Source organism: Afipia sp. GAS231, from assembly GCF_900103365.1.
Lineage (GTDB): Bacteria > Pseudomonadota > Alphaproteobacteria > Rhizobiales > Xanthobacteraceae > Bradyrhizobium.
Window position 1 is genome coordinate 3465826 of record NZ_LT629703.1, and the last position, 18047, is coordinate 3483872.

Sequence of the window (18047 nt, forward strand, 5' to 3'; positions counted from 1 at the left end):
ACTCTAATTAGCTCTTCGCGCCGGCCTGCTTCGTCATCATGTTCGCGCACCACTCATCATGACAGCGGTCGAGATCGTTCAGATTCTGTCGCATCTGCTCCAGCGAGAATCCAAGCGCGAAGAATCTCTCCGCCACGTCGCCGGGCTGGCCACGGATCAGGCCCTCGCTTCGCACGGCGGCCACTTCCGTCGCATAGGCCTGTAGCGCATCGTCGACCCGCTGGATATCGACATCGCCGCCGCTGTTGCGCAACGAGGCGGCAACCGCGCGCATAAAATCGACGATCGCCTCGCTGACTTCGGCCAACGGCCGCGCCAGCCGCGTCTGCACATTGGCCGGCAACGGTCCGCCGCTGGCGCGACCGATCATCACGACATCGTGGCGCAGCCGCAGGATGGTGCGCAACAGCGGCCCGGTGTCCGGACCGCTCGACAGATGTGCGGAACGCTCGCGCTCGGCCTCGGCGCCGGTCGCCTGCAGGCCGGTCACCGCAGCCCCAATGCCGTCCTGAATCCGGTGCAGCGCGTCGTTGTCGAGGCCGCGCGTCAGCCCCGCCAGCAATTCGGCGAAGGCGGCGGCGAGCAGTTCCAATAGCGCCGCCGCGTTGACCCGGATCTGGCTGATCGCGCGCGACGGCAGCACCACGAACGACACCAAAAGGCCGGTGAGCGCACCGACGGTAACCTCGAGAACCCGATCGAAAGCCGAGTCGAGCGGGTTGGCGCCTTGGTGCATGGTCGGAACCAGCAGCACGATCACGGCGGTCACGGTTGCAGAATTCAGGCTCGGATTGATCGCGGCGATGAAGGCCAATGGCGTCACCGCCAGCACCAGCAGCGCCAGCAGACTGCCCTCGCCGGAATGCGGGATCAGCACCGCGATGGCGCCGCCATAGATCGCGCCGCCGATGGTGCCCAGCATGTAGTCCCGCGTGGCCTTCAGCGAGCGGCCGACGCTCATCTGGCTGACGATCAGCGACGTCAGCACCGCCCAGAGCGGCAGCATCAGATGCAGCGCGATCGCGACCGCGTAGGCGGCCACCGCCGCCACCGCGATCCGGATCGCGAGCGCCAGTTGCACCTTGCGGGCCCGAAGTCTCCCGTGCATGCGTTTTGCGAAGGCTATCATGCGCCGCCGTCCAGAATCCTTTGGCCTCATCCATGGTAGAGGACCCCAAGCATAGCTGATGCCCGGGGCCAATGGCGGCTTGAAAGGTCGATTCAGCCCGCCTACCCTGTTCGGTAAAATCGAGGAAACACGATGGCCCATGAAACCGCAACGCTGGCAGCCTATGTCGCCGACCTGAAATTCACCGAAATTCCGCGTGAGGTGCTGGAGCGCGCCAAGGTGCTGACGCTCGACTTCCTCGGCAGCACGATCCGCGCCCGGCGCGATGCCGAATCGACGGAATCTCTCTTGAAAATGCTCGAGGCGCTGGCGCTCGACGGCAAGGGCGAGGCCACCGTGTTCGGCGACAGCAAGACCTGGACGCCCGCGGTCGCAGCGCTCCTCAACGGCGCGCTCGGCCACTCGCTTGATTTCGACGATACCCATGCCGATTCCTCGCTGCATCCGAGTGCGCCCGTGGTGCCGGCGGCATTCGCCGTCGGCGAAATGGTCGGCGCTTCCGGCCGCGACGTACTGACCGCGATCGTGGCGGGCTATGAAGTGTGCTGCCGGCTCGGCAACGCGCTCGATCCGACCTCGCACTATGCACGCGGCTTTCATCCGACTGCGACCGCGGGGACCTATGGCGCGGCAGCGGCCGCCGCCAAGCTGTTCGGCCTGTCGAAGGACCAGATCATCGCCGCCTTCGGTGTGTCCGGAAGCCAGGCCGCGGGCTCGCTGCAATTCCTGGTCAACGGCGGCTGGAACAAGCGCTACCAGGTCGGCGCCGCCGCGATGAACGGCGTGATCGCCGCTACCTTGGCGCGCAACGATTTCGTCGGGGCGACTGAATCGGTCGAGGGCAAGCACGGCCTCCTGGTCGGCTACACCGACAACGCGCATCCCGACAAGGCGACCGCCGGGCTCGGCAAGACCTATGAGACGCTGAAGATCGGCGTAAAGCCCTATCCGAGCTGCCGCTATACCCATGCAGCCCTCGATGCGATCATTGCGATGCGCCGGGAGCACAACCTGACGCCGGACCAGATCAAGCGCGTCGAGATCGGCCTGCACCGCAACGGCATCACGCTGACGGGCGACGCTGCCACCAAGCGCCATCCGACCTCGATCGTCGGCGGACAGTTCTCGATGTTCTTCACCGGCGCGCTGGCGCTGGACCAGGGCCGGTTCGGCTGGGACGACTACGAGCGGCTCGGCGACGCCGCCGTCAATGCGCTGGCCGACAAGTTCGACGTGGTGCAGGACGACCGCCTCGAGATCGGCCGCACCCACCCGTTCGGCGCCCGCGTCTCCATCACCACCGATGACGGCGTGCATGAGCGGCTCTATGCCGACCCGTCCGGCGAGCCGGATTCGTTTCCGGACGCGCAGGCGATGCAGCAGAAGTTTCTCACGCTCGCCCGCCCGGTGCTGAACGGCCGCGCCGACCAGCTTGCGGATGCGATCCTCTCGCTGGAGAGATTCGACAAGGTCGAGACGGCCACGCAGCTCGGCCGGCAGTAGACACTAGACGACGGTATTTCCCTCTGGGTCGTCATGCCCGGCCTTGTGCCGGGCATCCACGTCTTTCTTCCTCGATCTAAGCAAAGACGTGGATGGCCGGGACAAGCCCGGCCATGACGGAATAACTCTCAGGCAGGGCCGTCGATGATGATGAGGTCGGCGTCCGAATATTTCTGCCGGATTCGGACGGCCGCCTGATATTCCGGGCTCTGATAGCAGGCCACCGCGGTGGCGTGATCCCTGAATTCGATGACGAAATTGCGCTCCCGCTCGCTTCCCTCCATCACCTGATAGGCGCCGCCGCGCACGACGAAATGGGCGCCGAACTTTTCGAATACCGGCATCGCCGCCGTCAGATATTCGGGGTAGCGCTCCGGATCGTGAACCGACACGTGCACGATCCAATAGGCTTTGGTCATGATTTTCTCCGGCTGAACACGCTTGCAGATGGGCGAAGATGGAGGGATCGTGCCGTCATCGATCGATGGCGGTGCGATAGCATGACAAGCCGGTCGCTGCGCGTGATTCAATTCACATTCGCGCGGATCCGATCACAACCTTCTCAATTGCCGCCTGCGAGCTTCGCCTTGTTGTTGGTGGCTGCCACAACGGCACGCACGAGGTCGAACACGCCGTCGACCTCCGGCGGCCAGTTCGGCGAGCGGCCGAGCCGCACGATCACGAGTTTTTCCGACGGGATGATGATCACATACTGCCCGATCGTGCCCTTGGCGAAGAAGGCATCGCGCGGCCAGCCATGTTCGACGCGGTAGGTTGCGCCAAGGCTGTCGCCGAGGTTGGTCCAGAAGCCCGCGCTTTGGCCGACCCAGGCGTTGGGCGTCGCGGAGGCCGAATACTTCACCCAGCCCTCGGGTAGGATGCGCTTGCCGCCGGCCATGCCGTCGTCAAGATAGAGCTGGCCAAACCGCGCCCAGTCGCGTGCGCTCGCCAGCATCTGGGTCGATGCTTCCGGATTGCCCGAGGCATCGAACTCGATCGCGACATTGCGCATGCCGAGCGGATCGAACAATTCCTGCCGTGCAAAGCGCATCATTTTCGACGCGCTGCCGCCTGAAGCCTGACGTATCACGTGACCGAGGATGACGGTGTTGCCGTCGTTGTAATTCCATGCGCTGCCTGGCGCAGTCTCCAGCGGCATGCTCTCGGCATAGGCCGCCATGTCGGATTCCATGAACTTCATGCGGTTGACCGGTTCCAGCGCCGATGCGAGCGAGGCCGAAAGCGAACTGCCCAGTGCCAGCCCCGCGGTATGTCGCAACAGATGATCGAGCGTGATCGCATGCCTGGGATCGCCGGGGCCTTGCCACGCCGCGATGGGCGCGGGTTCGTCGAGCTTCAGCGCGCCCTTGCGCACGAGGATGCCCGCCAGCGCCGACATCACCGACTTGGTCGCGGAGAAGCCGAGCAGCGGCGTATCGATGCCGATGCCGTCGGCGTAACGTTCGGCGATGACATGCCCATTCTTCACCACCACAACCGCCCGGGTGTTGCGGAGCGTCGCCCTGTCGGGCTCGGCAAACGCGCGGTCGAGTGCGGCAGCCAGTTGCGGCGTTTCCGGCGCGACGATGGATGAAGCGGCGATGTCAGGCAGCAGCGCCGCCTTTGCATCGGGCGTCGGCACTGAGATGTCGGCAACCACGGTGCCGTGATCGAGGTAGCAACCAAAGCCCTCGCCGCGATAAACGGCGTGGCTCTTGCCGAGCCCCATCAGCGTCACCGTGACATCCTTGCGCGTGCGGTCGACGCTGTAGCTCAGCGCCCACGAAATCAATCCGACGCCCGGCATCGCCGAAAGGGTCTCCGAAAATACCCGCGCGGGATCGAGGCCGGAGACGAAGGTCTCGGTGCAGACCAGGTTCGCAACGAAGCCGGTTGCGACATCAGGCACGTCGCGGGCCCGTGCAGCCGACAGCGCCAGTGCGCTGAGCGCCGTGGTGGCGGCGAGGATCAGGATCAGTTTTCGTCGGGTCATTAGGGCTCTCCGGCATGACGCATCAGCGCGTGCCGGTCATTGACGACGAACGCGTCTCGGCCTGCTCGCCGGATTTGGAATTCGCCTTGGCCGGAATGTCGAACGGCCTGGCCGATTCCGAAATAATTCAATATTTACAAGGAATATGGGTTAGGCGGCGCTGGCCTTGAGCTTGCGATATTCCGATGGCGTCACGCCGGTGGTCGCCTTGAAGGCGCGGTTGAACGGCCCGAGCGACTGGAAGCCGGCGTCCATCGCGATGGTAATGACGGGGACTTCGGCTTGGCTGGGATCGGCGAGCGCGGCTTTCGCCTCCGCGATCCGGTGCGCGTTGAGGAACACATTAAAGTTGCGATAGCCGAGCCGCTGGTTGATCAGCCGCCGCAACCGGTATTCGGGAATTTTGAGTTTCGTCGCCAGCGTGCCGATCGAGATGTTGTCGTGACGGTAGATGCGTTCATCCGCCATCAGCCGCATCAGTTCGTCGACCAGCTTCTGGTCCGCGCCGGCATCCGCAGCGACCGGGTCGGTCTGCACCGCAGGCGCGACCGGAAACAGTTCGGCGCCGTCGACGCGCATCATCGCAAACGAGATCGCGGCGACCACCGCGACGAGCGCCGCCGAATTCACGGTGTTGGCGGCCTCAGAGCCGCCGCCGGACCAGAGAATCTGCAGGATCGCATTCACCCCGCCATACAGCGCGGCGGCGCCGACGATGAAGACGCGGACACCACGGCGGCGCTCGACCAGATCCGACGACCATGAAGCGATGGTCTGCGCCACGGCCAGGACGATGAAGCCGAGCGCGATCAGGTTGATCGCAATGATCGACAGCCGCACGCTGCCGCCGGGCGCCGGCGCGATCCACATGCAATTAACGAAGCTGAACGCAGCGACGGCCGCCCACACCAGCGCATGCCACGCGCGCAGCTTGAACGTCTCGTCGAACAACGCACGCGTGAACAGCCAGAACACCACGACATTGCCGGTCGACAGCGCGATCAACGGCGCATGCGCTGGTGTGACCGGTGACGTCGATCCGATCGAATAGCTCACCGCATGCGCCACCGAGCCCAACGCAAAGGCCGCGGCGAGCCGCCCGGCGAGCACGGTGCCGAACCCGCGAAACAGCGATGCGGCAAGCACCAGCAGCAGCGCCACGGTGGCGCCGCGAAGTGCGATATCGAGGGTCGAAAGCAGCATCAGCATGTCCATCGCGGCGATCCGCGCACCCGGAATTTAGTGCAGAACGCCATGCAGTTCAATTTGACTAGCCTTTTCGACTAGCCTTTTCGACTAGCCTTGCCACGTCGCGCGGTGCGTCACCCAGACGTCGGCGACATGACCGAACAATTCGATCTCGCCATCCGGCTTGGCCCCGAGCTTGCGCGCCACGCCTTGCGAACCCGCATTTTCGCGGTCGATGCAGTGGACGATGCGCTCGATGTCATAGGTTGCGAACGACCAGTCGATCGACGCCCGCGCCGCCTCCACCGCATAGCCCTTGCCGCGAAATTCCCTGGCGATGCCCCAACCGACCTCGAAGCCGGGCCAGCCCGGCGGCCGCCACGGCCCGACCCGCCCGGCAAATTGGCCCGACGATTTTTCCTCGACCACGAACATCCCGGCGCCGTGGATGACCCAGTGTCCGGCCATCACCACCGTATGACGCCAGCCGGTCATCTCGTCGATGACAGGCTTGCCGTCGACGGTGATGAAGCGCGCGGTTCCGGGATCGGACAGCATTGCGGTGTACGGCGCCATGTCGCTGCCTTGCCACTGCCGCAGCCGCAGGCGTTCGGTTTCGAGGAGGGGGCTGCTTGCTTGCGCCGGCGTGACGCCGGGCCTGAGCGGGGCGATCATGGGTTTCCTGCCTCAATTTTAGAGATTGCTTTGTTCCTACGTGCTTACCGCCGTCATTGCGAGGAGCGCAAGCGACGACGCAATCCAGGCCTTCTTTCCGGGCTTCTGGATTGCTTCGCTGGCGCTCGCAATGACGCGGCGGGGCGGGTATAATTTGGCGAAATCAAAGGAGCCCCCCATGAGCTGGCAACCTTCCGAAGATCCCGTGCTCGGCGATCCCAAAACCTGCGACGCGCTCGATCTCATCATCGTGCCGCGCACCCGCGATCTCGGCGACGGGTTCGTGGTGCGGCGCGCGCTGCCGCATGGCAAGCGGCAGATGGTCGGGCCCTTCATCTTCTTCGATCATTTCGGCCCGATGCAGTTCATGTCCGGCAAGGGCATGGACGTGCGCCCGCATCCGCATATCGGGCTCGCCACCGTCACTTACCTTTTCGATGGCAGCATCATGCACCGCGACAGCGAGGGCAACATCCAGGAGATCCAGCCCGGCGCGATGAACCTGATGACCGCCGGCCGCGGCATCGCGCATTCCGAACGCACGCCGGAGGTGCAGCGTCGCGATGGCCAGCAGATGCTGGGCCTGCAAAGCTGGATCGCACTCCCTGCGGGTTCGGAGGAAATCGCGCCGTCGTTCCAGCACTACGCCGCGGAAAGCCTGCCGACGGTGAAGGAGAGCGGCTTTACCGCGCGCATCATCGCAGGCTCGTCGTTCGGGCTGAAGTCGCCGGTCAGCATGGTGTCGCCCTGGTTTTATACCGAAGTGACGGCAAGCGCCGGCACCAGCGCGCCGCTCGACCCCGATCACGAAGAGCGCGCAATCTACCTCGTCGACGGCGAGGTCGAGATTGCGAACGAGCGCTACGAGGGGCCGCGGCTCCTGATCTTCCGGCCCGGCGACCGCATCACGGTGAAGGCGGTCAAGCCGACGCGAATGATGTTCCTCGGCGGCGACGCGCTGGAAGGCCCGCGCCATATCTGGTGGAATTTCGTTTCCTCGAGCAAGGAGCGGATCGAACAGGCCAAACAGGACTGGAAAACCGGCCGTTTTGCCCATGTTCCCCAGGAACACGAGTTCATTCCGCTGCCGGAGTGAGCTAAAGCTCGGCCTTCTCGCCACAATCCGCGCGTCCGCGCGAGGTTCTTCTGAAAGCATGACCCGATGAACGCGATGCTCGCCAGCGACCTGCCGTTGCCCCGGATCGGACGCGGCAAGGTGCGCGATATCTATGCTGTCGGCGACGACCGCGTGCTGCTGCTGACCACCGACCGCATCAGCGCGTTCGACGTCGTGATGGGCGAGACCATTCCGATGAAGGGCGCCGTGCTGACGCAGATCAGCGCCTGGTGGTTTCGCCAGCTCGAAGGCGTCGTGCCGCATCATATGATCAGCGCCGACGCGGATGAGATCATCCGCGAGGTGCCGGCGTTGAAAAATCATCGCGCCGATATCGTTGGGCGTGCGATGCTGTGCCGACGCACCACGGTGTTTCCGGTCGAGTGCGTGATCCGTGGCTACATCTCCGGCTCGGCGTGGAAGGAATATGCCGCGTCGGGCACGCTGGCCGGCGAGAAGCTCAGGGCTGGCCTGGTCGAGAGCGAGAAACTCGAGCCTTCGATTTTCAGCCCGGCGACCAAAGCCGAGACCGGCCATGACGAGAACATCACGGTCGCGCGCGTGCGCGAGGTGCTGGGCGCAGACGTCGCGACCGCGCTGGAAGGCATGGCGCGCACGGTCTACACGTTCGGTGAACAGACCGCCCGCAAGCAGGGCATCATCATCGCCGATACCAAGTTCGAATTCGGTCGCGACAAGGATGGACGCATCATCCTGATCGACGAGGTGATGACGCCAGACTCGTCGCGGTTCTGGGCCGTCGATGTGTACAAGCCGGGCCAGGGTCAGCCGAGCTTCGACAAGCAGCCGCTGCGCGACTATCTCGACAGCGAACGCAAAGCCGGCCGCTGGAACGGCGACGCCCCGCCGCCGCCGCTGCCGGCGAGCGTCGTGGATGCGACCAGCAAGCGCTATCTCGAAGCATACAAGCGCGTGACGGGACATGAGCTGAAGGTGTGATCTTGTAGGGTGGGTTAGGCGAAGCCGTAACCCACCGGCGGACCTGTCCGCTTTGCACGACCTTGGTGGGTTACGCTTCGCTAACCCACCCTACGAAATCGGCGAACGGTGAATCCCCCTCACCTCACTTGAGCACAAACCTTTTGTCGCTGCGCCATCGCTTCTGCAGTCTCCGCGCAACGCGGAGACGACGATGCGCCAACTCACCTATGTCGGCGGCAGCACCATCGAATGGTGGGATGTGCCGGAACCGAAACTGCAGGACGACCGCGACGCGCTGGTGCGGCCGCTGGCGGTGACGCGGTGCGATCTCGACCTCACCATCGTCGGTGGCAAGGCCGGACTGCCGGGACCGTTTGCACTGGGCCACGAGACCGCCGGCGTCGTCACCGATATCGGCGGCGCGGTGACGAATTTCGTGCCCGGCGACCTCGTCATCGTGCCGTTCCAGATCAGTTGCGGCGAATGCGAGCGTTGCCGGCGCGGCCATACCAATGCCTGCACCTCGGTGCCATTTCGCTCCTCCTACGGACTCAAGCCGGTGTGCGGCGTCGAATATGGCGGCGCGCTGTCCGATCTGATCCGCGTCCCGTTCGCCGATCACATGCTGGTGCGGCAACCCGCGGGCCACGCGCTGTCGCAGACCGCTGCTCTCGCCGACGGCGCCACCGACGCGTTCAGCGCCGTCGCGCACTGGCTGCGGCAGCGGCCCGGCGTGGAGGTTCTGGTGATCGGCGGCTTCGGCCAATCGCTCAGCATGTTCTCGGTGCAGGCCGCGCTCGGCTGCGGCGCGCGCCGCGTCGTTTATGTCGACGACGACACCAAACGGCTGGCGAAGGCCAAGTCGCTGGGTGCGGAAGTTCACGAGGGACCAAAAGGCCTGGTGATGGACCCGATCGGCCTGTTTCCGATCGTGATGGATGCGGCCGCCACCGATGCCAGCATCTTGCTGGCAATCCGTTCGACCGAGCCGAACGGCGTTTGCCAACGCATGTATGGCGACTTCAAGGAGATCACGCCGGTGCCGCTGCGGCATATGTACGGGGTCGGCGTTACGCTACGGATCAGCCGCGTCAACGTGCGGGCCGAAATGCCCGCCTGCGTCGATCAGGTCGTATGCGGGCATTTTCATCCCGAACATGTCATCACGCGGAAAATTCGCTTCGAGGATGCCCATGAGGCGATCGGCGATCCGACCATCCGGGTCGCCTTTGTTCGCGATGGCGTTGAATAAGCCAATTTGACTCCGTCATTCCGGGATGGTGCGTTAGCACCAGACCTCAGGGGTGCAATTGCACCCCGGGGAATCTCGAACTTCCGGGTTCGATGCTGCGCATCGCCCCGGAATGACAAAAAACGGAGGACGCCTGACATGACCGAACCCGACGCCGTGCTGGTCGAACGCGATGGCCCCGTGACCATCGTCTCCATCAACCGCCCGCATTGCCGCAACGCCGTTGACGGCGCGACCGCGCGGAAATTGTACGACACGTTCCTCGCGTTCGATGCCGATGACACCGCCTCGGTCGCGGTGTTCACCGGCACCGGCGGCTATTTTTGCGCCGGCGCCGACCTCAAGGCGGTGGCGGCGGGCGATCCCAACAAGAAGCGCGAGATCGGCGGCCATAACAGCATCGCGCCGATGGGGCCGAGCCGGTTGCGGCTGTCGAAGCCGGTCATCGCTGCGATCGAAGGGTTTGCGGTGGCCGGCGGCATGGAACTGGCGCTGTGGGCCGACATGCGCGTGGTCGCGGAGGATGCCACCTTTGGTGTGTTCTGCCGTCGCTTCGGCGTGCCGCTGATCGATCTCGGCACCATCCGGCTGCCGCGCCTGATCGGCCATTCCCAGGCGATGGACCTGATCCTGACCGGACGCCCGGTCGGGGGACCCGAGGCGTTGCGGATGGGGCTTGCCAATCGGCTGGTGGCGAAAGGCGAGACCCGCCCGCAGGCGATTCAATTGGCAAAGGACATCGCGCGCTTCCCGCAAACCTGCATGCGCGCCGACCGGCTGTCGGCGCTGCGGCAATGGGATCTGGAGGAAGCCGACGCCATCGCCAACGAGATGCGCGGCGGCCTCGACGTGATCGCGTCAGGCGAGACGCTGTCGGGCGCAACGCGATTTGCCTCCGGGATCGGCAGGCATGGCGCTTTCGGTGGCGGCGGCGAGATCGGCCATGGGTAGAGCCGTATCGTTCGTTTAACGCGTTTTCATCATGCGAACCGGCATTCACCCCCGGATCAAGTCCGGGGCTTCGCTCGAAGACGCCGTACCGGTTCCGCCGCTGTCATAAAAATGTTGTTGTCGCATCGCGCTTCCGTCGTCTACCAGTAAAGGCTGACGTTTGGGGCAAGCGCTGAAGTGATCAGCCGATCCAGTAAGTTCAGTCCGGGAATGCGCGGCGCGCTTAACGACGTGCTCGGCGGCGGAGCCGCCAGCGTTCTCACTGTCACCTTCGGCCTTTCCTACGCGTTGCTGATTTTCTCAGGCCCGTTGTCGGAACACCTGTCCTACGGCCTGGCCGCGACTTTTATCGCGTCGGCGGTGCTGGCCACGATCCTCGCGCTCGGCAGCTCTCTGCCATTTGCGATTGCGGCTCCCGACAGCTCAACTGCAGCGGTATCCGCGATCCTGACGTCGTCGCTGGTGGAGCGAATGACGGCGGCCGATCCCTCGACGCCGCTGCTGGCGCCGGTTCTGATCACGCTCGGCCTTTCGACCATCGTGACGGGGATCGTGCTGTGTGGCTTCGGCATCTCCCGCATGGGCCGGGCCATCCGCTACGTGCCGTATCCCGTGGTCGGCGGCTTTCTCGGCGCCACCGGCCTCTTGATCGTTCTCGGTGCGATCCGGGTCATCACCGGACATCGCCTGCAATTCGCCACGCTCGGCCAATTTGCCAATCCAACGACCTTGTCGGAACTGGGTGCTGCCTGCGTGATGGCGCTGGTGTTGTATCTGACCTGGCACCGGTCGCGCACGTCGTTCGGTTTGCCGGTCATCCTGGTCGGCGGCGTGATCGCGGCGCATCTTGCCTTCTGGCTCGCGGGCATTTCACCTACCGAGGCCCAGGCGGTGGGTTGGACTTTTCAGCCGCCGCCATCGATCACCTTCATGCTGCCATGGCACCCCACCGCGCTCGAAGCCTATCCCTGGCATCTGCTGCCGGACCTCTCGGGCGACCTGATCGCCGTCATTTTCGTGACGGCCACGAGCACGCTGTTCAATACCGCCGGGATCGAAGTGGCGGCGCAACGCGAGGCCAATCTCGAGCAGGAGCTGAACGTCACCGGCCTCGCCAATATCCTCGCCGGCGCGCTCGGAGGCTATGCCGGCTGTATTTCGGTCAGTCGCTCGATCCTCAGCTTCAACTCCGGCGGCATCGGCCGTTTCAGCGGCCTGACGGTCGCGGCGGTTTCCGTGCTGATGCTCGCGGTGGCGCCGGTGCTGCTCGGTTACATGCCGAAATTCGTGCTCGGCGGCCTTTTGATCTATCTCGGCGCCGACCAGTTGCACCAATGGATCGTCGAATCGCGGCGCCGGCTGTCGATCGTGGAATATCTGTCGCTGCTGGCGATCATCGTCATCATCGCAAAATGGGGATTCGTTTCCGGCATTCTGATCGGCGTCGTGATCGGCTGCGCGACCTTTGCGCTGAGCGCGGCGCGGATCGAATCGATCAAGTTCAGCTTCAACGGCACGGAGTATCGCAGTTCGCTCGATCGCTCGCGCGACGACCAGGTGCTGCTGACCGAGCATGGCGGCAAGATCCAGGGCCTTAACCTGCAGAGCTACCTGTTCTTCGGTTCGGCCAACCGGCTCTATCAATACGTCAAGGCGATGCTGCAGCGGCATCCCGAATGCCGCTATCTGGTGTTCGACTTCAAGCTCGTCACCGGCATCGATTCGTCGGCGGCTTACAGCTTCGCCCAGATCAAGCGCAGCGCCGACGACCGCGACGTCAAACTGCTGCTGGTGCATCTGGCTCCGGCCGCCGAAAAAGCGCTGCGGTCGAGCGGCTTCGTCAGCGGCGAGGTCAGCATCATCCCCGAGCTCGATCATGCGCTGGAGCGCTGCGAGAACGAGATCATCAGCGAGCATCAGGGCCTCGAGCAGGAAGAAGCCAACCTGCGCGACTGGTTCACCCAGATTCTCGGCACCGAGGATGACGCCACCACGCTGATCCATCACTGTGAGCGCATCGAGGTCGACTCTGGCGACATCATCGTCAATGCCGGCGATGCCGCCGATTCCATGTATTTCATTCTCGATGGGCGGGTCGGCATCATGATCCCGGCATCGCAAGGCACCACCACGCGGGTACGCAGCCTCGGCCGCTACACCACGATCGGCGAGATGGGCCTGATCGCGCACGTGCCGCGCAGCGCCACGATCCAGGCCGAAGTCGCCAGCGTGCTTTACGCGCTGAACACCCATCAATTCGACGCCATCAAGGAAGACGACCCGGCGCTGGCGCAGAAGCTTCTGACCTATTTCGTCGCCGTGATGGCAGAGCGGCTGACGTTTGCCAATCGCACCATCGCGGCGTTGCGAAGGTAGTCGCGACGCGTAGCCCGGATGAGCGAAGCGACATCCGGGGGGTGCCAATGCGAATCCCGGATATCGCTTCGCTCATCCGGGCTACGGGCTTTGCGTATCGACGCCGGCATGCTCTGATATCTCTTCCACCGGGTTCAAAGACATGGCCGACGCCGATCTGAAGACGTTCACCACCCGCGACTTCCGCCTGCAAAGCGGCACCGTGCTTCCCGAGGTGACGATTTCCTACCGCACCTTGGGCACGCTCGCCGCCGACCGTAGCAATGCCGTGCTGATCACGCATGGCAACACTTCGGGCCCGCAAATGATCGATCCCGGCGGCTCGACCGGTGAAGGTAGCTGGAACGAGATCGTCGGTCCCGGCAAGGCGGTCGATACCGTCAGGTTCTTTGCGATCTGCCCGAACATGCCGGGGTCATCATATGGGTCGACCAACGGCGCCAGCATCGATCCCCGCACCGGCTCGCCTTACGGGCCGCGCTTTCCCGATATCACCGTCAGCGACATCGTCGGCACGCAGCGGCTATTGATCGACCAGCTCGGCATCAAAAAACTGTTCGCGATCGTCGGCCCGTCCTATGGCGGCTTCCAGGCGTTTCAGTGGGCGGTCAATTACCCCGAGATGATGCGCGGCATCGCGCCGGTCGTCACCTCGCCGCTGGTGCCGCGCGAACGTTCCGAAGGCAATGTCGCGCGGCTGCTCGCCACCTTGTCGAAGGATCCGAACTGGAACGGCGGCGATTACTATGATGTCGGCGGCGTTGCGGAGACCATGACTGCGATACGCATGGCGACGCTGAAGACCTACGGGATCGAGGACCGCCTCAAGGCCACGCTGTCCGATCCCGCCGAGATCGAGGCCGCGATCCGCGACGAAGCGGCGCGATGGGCAAGCGGTTTTGACGCCAATTCGCTGATCATTCTGGCCAAGGCGCTGCGCGGATTCGACGTCACGGCGCAGCTTTCGCGGATCAAGGCCAAGGTTCTGTTCGTGCTGTCACGGACCGACAAACTGTTCCCGCCGGACATCGCGCCCGGCGTGATGCAAGGATTGAAGGCCGCCGGCGTTGATGCGGACTATTTTCTGCTCGACAGCGAACTCGGACACTCGGCGTCAGGGCTCGACGCGCACAAGTGGGCGCCGCGGTTGAAGGTGTTTATGGAGAGTTTGTAGGTTGCGTTCCCCGGATGCTGCGCAGCGCGCCGCACTTGCGGCGTGGTGCGCTGCTGGTCCGGGCTCCACACGAAGACGCGTGGGTCCCGGCCCTGCGGCGCAGCGTTACACGCTGCACCGCGTCCGGGACACGATCCCGATCAAACCCCCGCCATCATCACGTATTTGATCTCGACATATTCTTCCATGCCGTGATGCGAGCCTTCGCGACCGAGGCCCGATTCCTTGACGCCGCCGAACGGCGCGACCTCGGTGGTGATCAGCCCGGTGTTGACGCCGACCATGCCCGATTCCAGCGCTTCGGCGACGCGCCAGACGCGGCCGAGATCGCGGGAGTAGAAGTAGGACGCGAGGCCGAACGGCGAGTTGTTGCACAGCGCAATCACCTCGGCCTCGTCCTTGAAGCGGAACACCGGTGCCAGGGGCCCGAACGTTTCCTCATGCGCGACCAGGGCGTTCGGGCTGACATTGGAAAGCACGGTCGGCTCGAAGAAGCTGCCGCCAAGCGCATGGCGCTTGCCGCCGGTGACGATCTTGGCGCCGCCCTTGACCGCGTCGGCGATGTGCTTCTCGACCTTGTCGATCGCTTCCATGTTGATCAGCGGGCCCTGCGTCACGCCGGCCTCGGTGCCGTCGCCGATCTTCATGGCGGCGACTTTGGCTGAAAGTTTTTCGACGAACTGATCGTAGATCTTGTCCTGCGCGTAGAGGCGGTTGGCGCAGACGCAGGTCTGGCCCATGTTGCGGTACTTCGAAACCATGGCGCCCTCGACCGCGGCATCGATATCGGCGTCATCGAACACCACGAACGGCGCGTTGCCGCCGAGTTCGAGGCCGAGCTTCTTCACGCCGACGGCGGCCTGCTGGTACAGGATCTTGCCGACCTCGGTCGAGCCGGTGAAGCCGACGAAGCGCACCGCGGGATGTTCGCACAGCACCTTGCCGATCGCCGACGAATCGCCGGTAATAATGTTGAACACGCCCTTCGGCACGCCGGCCTTTTCGGCCAGCGCGACCAGCGCCAGCGCGGTCAGCGGCGTCTCGTTGGCGGGCTTGAGCACCACGGTGCAGCCGGCCGCCAGCGCCGGTGAAACCTTTCGCGTGATCATCGAGCACGGGAAATTCCACGGCGTGATCGCGCCGCAGACGCCGATCGGCTGCTTGATCGCGAGCAGCCGCGCATCGGCGCGCTGGGTCGGAATGGTTTCGCCATAGACGCGGCGAGCTTCCTCGGCAAAGAACTCGACATAGGCGCCGCCGATATCGACTTCGCCGAGCGCTTCCGCCAGCGGCTTGCCCTGCTCCGAGGTCAGGATCAGCGCGAGATCCTCGCGGTTGGCGATGATCAGGTCGAACCATTTGCGCAGGATGTTGGAGCGCTGCTTGGCGGTGAGCTTGGCCCAGGCCGGGAACGCACGCTCGGCGGCTTCCACCGCCTGTGTTGCTTCCGCCGTGCTCATGACCGGAATTTTTGCCAGCTCGACGCCATTGACCGGATTGGTCACGGCTTTCGCCGCGGTGCCGACCCAGGCGCCGTCGATGTAGCACTGCTCGCGCAGCAGCGACGGATCCTTCAGGCGGTCGTGCAGCGAAGGCGTTTTGGCATGCGAAGCGCGTGCGGCGACGGGTGGGTTCATGGCGTTACTCCTCGGAGTTTCTTAGGGTGTTGGTCCGAGTATAGGCCCAAACGCGCCGCAATGCATCGGCCGCAAAAGCGGCCCTGCATCAAGCAATGTTGAGAGCTGTTTGTTGTTTGTCATTCCGGGATGGTCCGAAGGACCAGACCCGGAATCTCGAGATTCCGGGTTCAATGCTGCGCATCGCCCCGGAATGACGGTGTTGCGGCGGTTATCAGGCCGCGCCGCTCATATAGGTCTCGCGGCGGCCGATCATGCGCTCCGCGGCGGCCTTGGCGTCGGCCTTCGAGGAGGTCGCGCAGGTGCGGTATTCGAGATCGGGCGATGACGCGGTTTCGCGGCGGCCAAACCAGGATTTGGAACCGACCGACAACTGGGCCAGCGCCACCGCGACATTTTCGACCGCCTCGAACGAATGCAGCGCGCCGGTGGCGGCAATGCGAACCTCGAACAGGCCGGGCGTGATCGGCGCCTCGATGTTTTCGCCGCGTCCGGGCTTCGGATAGCGCTTCCATTCACTCCAGGTCGAGATCATCGCCGAGCCCTCGCAACTGCGGGAACTGCCCGCATTTTCATCAAATCACTCAGTCCAGGGGATTATTTCTCGCTGGAATCTGAACACGTTAGTGCAAAAAAATCCGTCTCGAAAATCGTTCTAAATTAACGTTATCGCGGATGCCCCGTGGGGTCACCGAGTTTGCGGTTCATCCACCGGAAAATGTGGCGAAGTGTTGCCGTTTTGTGGCTTTCCGATGCTTAGCATCCAGACCTCTCCCTCCGTCATCACGAGATCGCGACATCGCCGGCGGGGATTTTGTCTGTTGTTGCGGGATCGCGCCGCCGGGAGGAAGATTGCTGCACTCCATAAAATCAAATCGGGAGGTGACCCATGCAAAGCAAAGCCCAGATCGATCAGATTCTGCGTCAGAAATGCGAGGCCAAGGAAATTCCCGGCGTGGTCGCGATGGCTGCAACCGGCAATGAGACGATCTACCAGGGTGCGTTTGGCAAACGCGACCTGTCGAAGGACGATCCGATGACGCTCGACAGCGTGTTCTGGATCGCTTCCATGACCAAGGCCGTCACATCAGCGGCGGGCATGCAGCTCGTCGAGCAGGGCAAGCTCTCGCTCGATGATCCCATCGGCAAGGTGCTGCCGGATCTCGCCAGCCCGCAAGTGCTCGAAGGTTTTGACGCCAAGGGCGCGCCGAAACTACGCCCGGCCAAGAAGCCGATCACGCTGCGTCTGCTGATGACCCATACCGCCGGCTTCGCCTACGACATGTGGAACGGCGACATGGTGGCGTATCTGGAGAAGACCGGCACGCCGGGCATCACCACCTGCCAGAACGCGGCGCTGAAGACGCCGCTGATGACCGATCCCGGCACGCGGTGGGAATACGGCACCAATATCGATTTCGTCGGCAAGGCGGTGGAAGCCGTCAGCAGCAAGCGGCTCGATGCCTACCTGCGCGATCACATGTTCGCGCCGCTCGGCATGAACGATACCGGCTTCAAGATATCAGACGCGATGCGTAAGCGGCTGGTCGGCATGCATGCGCGCGGTGAGGACGGCACGCTGGCGGCGATCCCGTTCGAACTCGAACAGGCGCCGGAATTCCACATGGGCGGCGGCGGGCTTTACGGCACGGCCGCCGACTACATCAAGTTCACCCAGATGATCCTCAACAAGGGCCGCGGCAACGGCAACCAGTTGCTGAAGCCCGAAACGGTGACGCTGATGGGCCAGAACAACATCGGCGACCTCACCATGGGCAAGATGACGACGGCGATCTCGTGGGCCACCAACGACGTCGATCTCTATCCCGACATCGTCAAGAAATGGGGATTGAGCTTCCTGATCAACACCGCCAAAACCGCGGAAGGCCGCAGCGCCGGCAGCCTCGCCTGGGCCGGCCTCGCCAACACCTACTTCTGGATCGATCCGGCACGCAACGTTAGTGGCGTGATCCTGATGCAGTTGTTGCCGTTCGCCGACAAGAAATGCCTGGAAGCTTTTGCGGGCTTCGAGCGCGGGGTTTATGCCGACCTCGATGCCGGGCAGAAGGCGGCGTGATAATTCGTCATGGCCGGGCTTGGCCCGGCCATC

Annotated in this window: 15 protein-coding genes; 8 read left to right on the forward strand and 7 right to left on the reverse strand. The window is 64.0% G+C overall.

Features of this window, described 5'->3' with window-relative positions; translation table 11 throughout:
- Nucleotides 1–7: 7 nt before the first annotated feature.
- Nucleotides 8–1129, reverse strand: a complete 1122-nt coding sequence (locus BLS26_RS16375; RefSeq protein ID WP_092512769.1) for an FUSC family protein — start codon at nucleotides 1127–1129, stop codon at nucleotides 8–10.
- A gap of 132 nt (nucleotides 1130–1261) precedes the next feature.
- On the opposite strand from BLS26_RS16375, the gene BLS26_RS16380 reads away from it, so the two are divergent.
- Nucleotides 1262–2632 carry an MmgE/PrpD family protein gene (locus tag BLS26_RS16380; RefSeq protein WP_092512771.1) on the forward strand — a complete coding sequence of 457 codons (1371 nt, stop codon included), beginning with the start codon at nucleotides 1262–1264 and terminating at the stop codon, nucleotides 2630–2632.
- Between the two features lie 128 nt (nucleotides 2633–2760).
- On the opposite strand, the gene BLS26_RS16385 is transcribed toward BLS26_RS16380, so the two are convergent.
- The 4 genes from BLS26_RS16385 to BLS26_RS16400 form a co-directional block, all read right to left on the reverse strand.
- Entirely contained in the window at nucleotides 2761–3051 is a 291-nt protein-coding gene (locus tag BLS26_RS16385; RefSeq protein WP_092512773.1) for a DUF1330 domain-containing protein, read from the reverse strand.
- A 143-nt stretch (nucleotides 3052–3194) separates the two neighbouring features.
- Nucleotides 3195–4625 (reverse strand): serine hydrolase, encoded by a 1431-nt coding sequence (locus BLS26_RS16390; protein WP_092512775.1) that lies wholly within the window; start codon nucleotides 4623–4625, stop codon nucleotides 3195–3197.
- Nucleotides 4626–4775: 150 nt separating this feature from the next.
- Nucleotides 4776–5828, reverse strand: coding sequence for a helix-turn-helix domain-containing protein (locus BLS26_RS16395; RefSeq protein WP_092518121.1), 1053 nt, complete (start codon nucleotides 5826–5828; stop codon nucleotides 4776–4778).
- Nucleotides 5829–5921: 93 nt separating this feature from the next.
- Nucleotides 5922–6488 carry a GNAT family N-acetyltransferase gene (locus BLS26_RS16400; RefSeq protein ID WP_092512777.1) on the reverse strand — a complete coding sequence of 189 codons (567 nt, stop codon included), beginning with the start codon at nucleotides 6486–6488 and terminating at the stop codon, nucleotides 5922–5924.
- Nucleotides 6489–6666: 178 nt separating this feature from the next.
- Here BLS26_RS16400 and BLS26_RS16405 point away from each other — a divergent pair, with 178 nt between their 5' ends.
- The 6 genes from BLS26_RS16405 to BLS26_RS16430 all read left to right on the forward strand — a co-directional run bounded on the left by BLS26_RS16405 (nucleotide 6667) and on the right by BLS26_RS16430 (nucleotide 14300).
- Nucleotides 6667–7584: a pirin family protein gene (locus BLS26_RS16405; protein ID WP_092512779.1), complete on the forward strand. Its 918-nt coding sequence runs from the start codon at nucleotides 6667–6669 to the stop codon at nucleotides 7582–7584.
- Nucleotides 7585–7650: 66 nt separating this feature from the next.
- The gene (locus BLS26_RS16410) at nucleotides 7651–8565 is read left to right on the forward strand and encodes a phosphoribosylaminoimidazolesuccinocarboxamide synthase (RefSeq protein WP_092512781.1); all 915 of its coding nucleotides are present in this window, start codon (nucleotides 7651–7653) and stop codon (nucleotides 8563–8565) included.
- 193 nt (nucleotides 8566–8758) lie between these two features.
- Nucleotides 8759–9799: a zinc-binding dehydrogenase gene (locus tag BLS26_RS16415; protein WP_092512783.1), complete on the forward strand. Its 1041-nt coding sequence runs from the start codon at nucleotides 8759–8761 to the stop codon at nucleotides 9797–9799.
- Nucleotides 9800–9937: 138 nt separating this feature from the next.
- Nucleotides 9938–10750 carry a crotonase/enoyl-CoA hydratase family protein gene (locus tag BLS26_RS16420; RefSeq protein WP_092512785.1) on the forward strand — a complete coding sequence of 271 codons (813 nt, stop codon included), beginning with the start codon at nucleotides 9938–9940 and terminating at the stop codon, nucleotides 10748–10750.
- A 210-nt stretch (nucleotides 10751–10960) separates the two neighbouring features.
- Complete coding sequence (locus BLS26_RS16425) at nucleotides 10961–13126, forward strand: SulP family inorganic anion transporter (RefSeq protein WP_092512787.1); 2166 nt, start codon at nucleotides 10961–10963, stop codon at nucleotides 13124–13126.
- Nucleotides 13127–13268: 142 nt separating this feature from the next.
- Nucleotides 13269–14300: an alpha/beta fold hydrolase gene (locus tag BLS26_RS16430; RefSeq protein ID WP_092512789.1), complete on the forward strand. Its 1032-nt coding sequence runs from the start codon at nucleotides 13269–13271 to the stop codon at nucleotides 14298–14300.
- Between the two features lie 140 nt (nucleotides 14301–14440).
- On the opposite strand, the gene BLS26_RS16435 is transcribed toward BLS26_RS16430, so the two are convergent.
- Nucleotides 14441–15937, reverse strand: coding sequence for an NAD-dependent succinate-semialdehyde dehydrogenase (locus tag BLS26_RS16435; protein WP_092512791.1), 1497 nt, complete (start codon nucleotides 15935–15937; stop codon nucleotides 14441–14443).
- Between the two features lie 214 nt (nucleotides 15938–16151).
- Nucleotides 16152–16472: a hypothetical protein gene (locus BLS26_RS16440; RefSeq protein ID WP_092512793.1), complete on the reverse strand. Its 321-nt coding sequence runs from the start codon at nucleotides 16470–16472 to the stop codon at nucleotides 16152–16154.
- Between the two features lie 354 nt (nucleotides 16473–16826).
- Between BLS26_RS16440 and BLS26_RS16445 the strand changes: the two genes are divergently transcribed.
- Complete coding sequence (locus BLS26_RS16445) at nucleotides 16827–18014, forward strand: serine hydrolase (RefSeq protein WP_092512795.1); 1188 nt, start codon at nucleotides 16827–16829, stop codon at nucleotides 18012–18014.
- The last annotated feature ends 33 nt before the right edge of the window (nucleotides 18015–18047 follow it).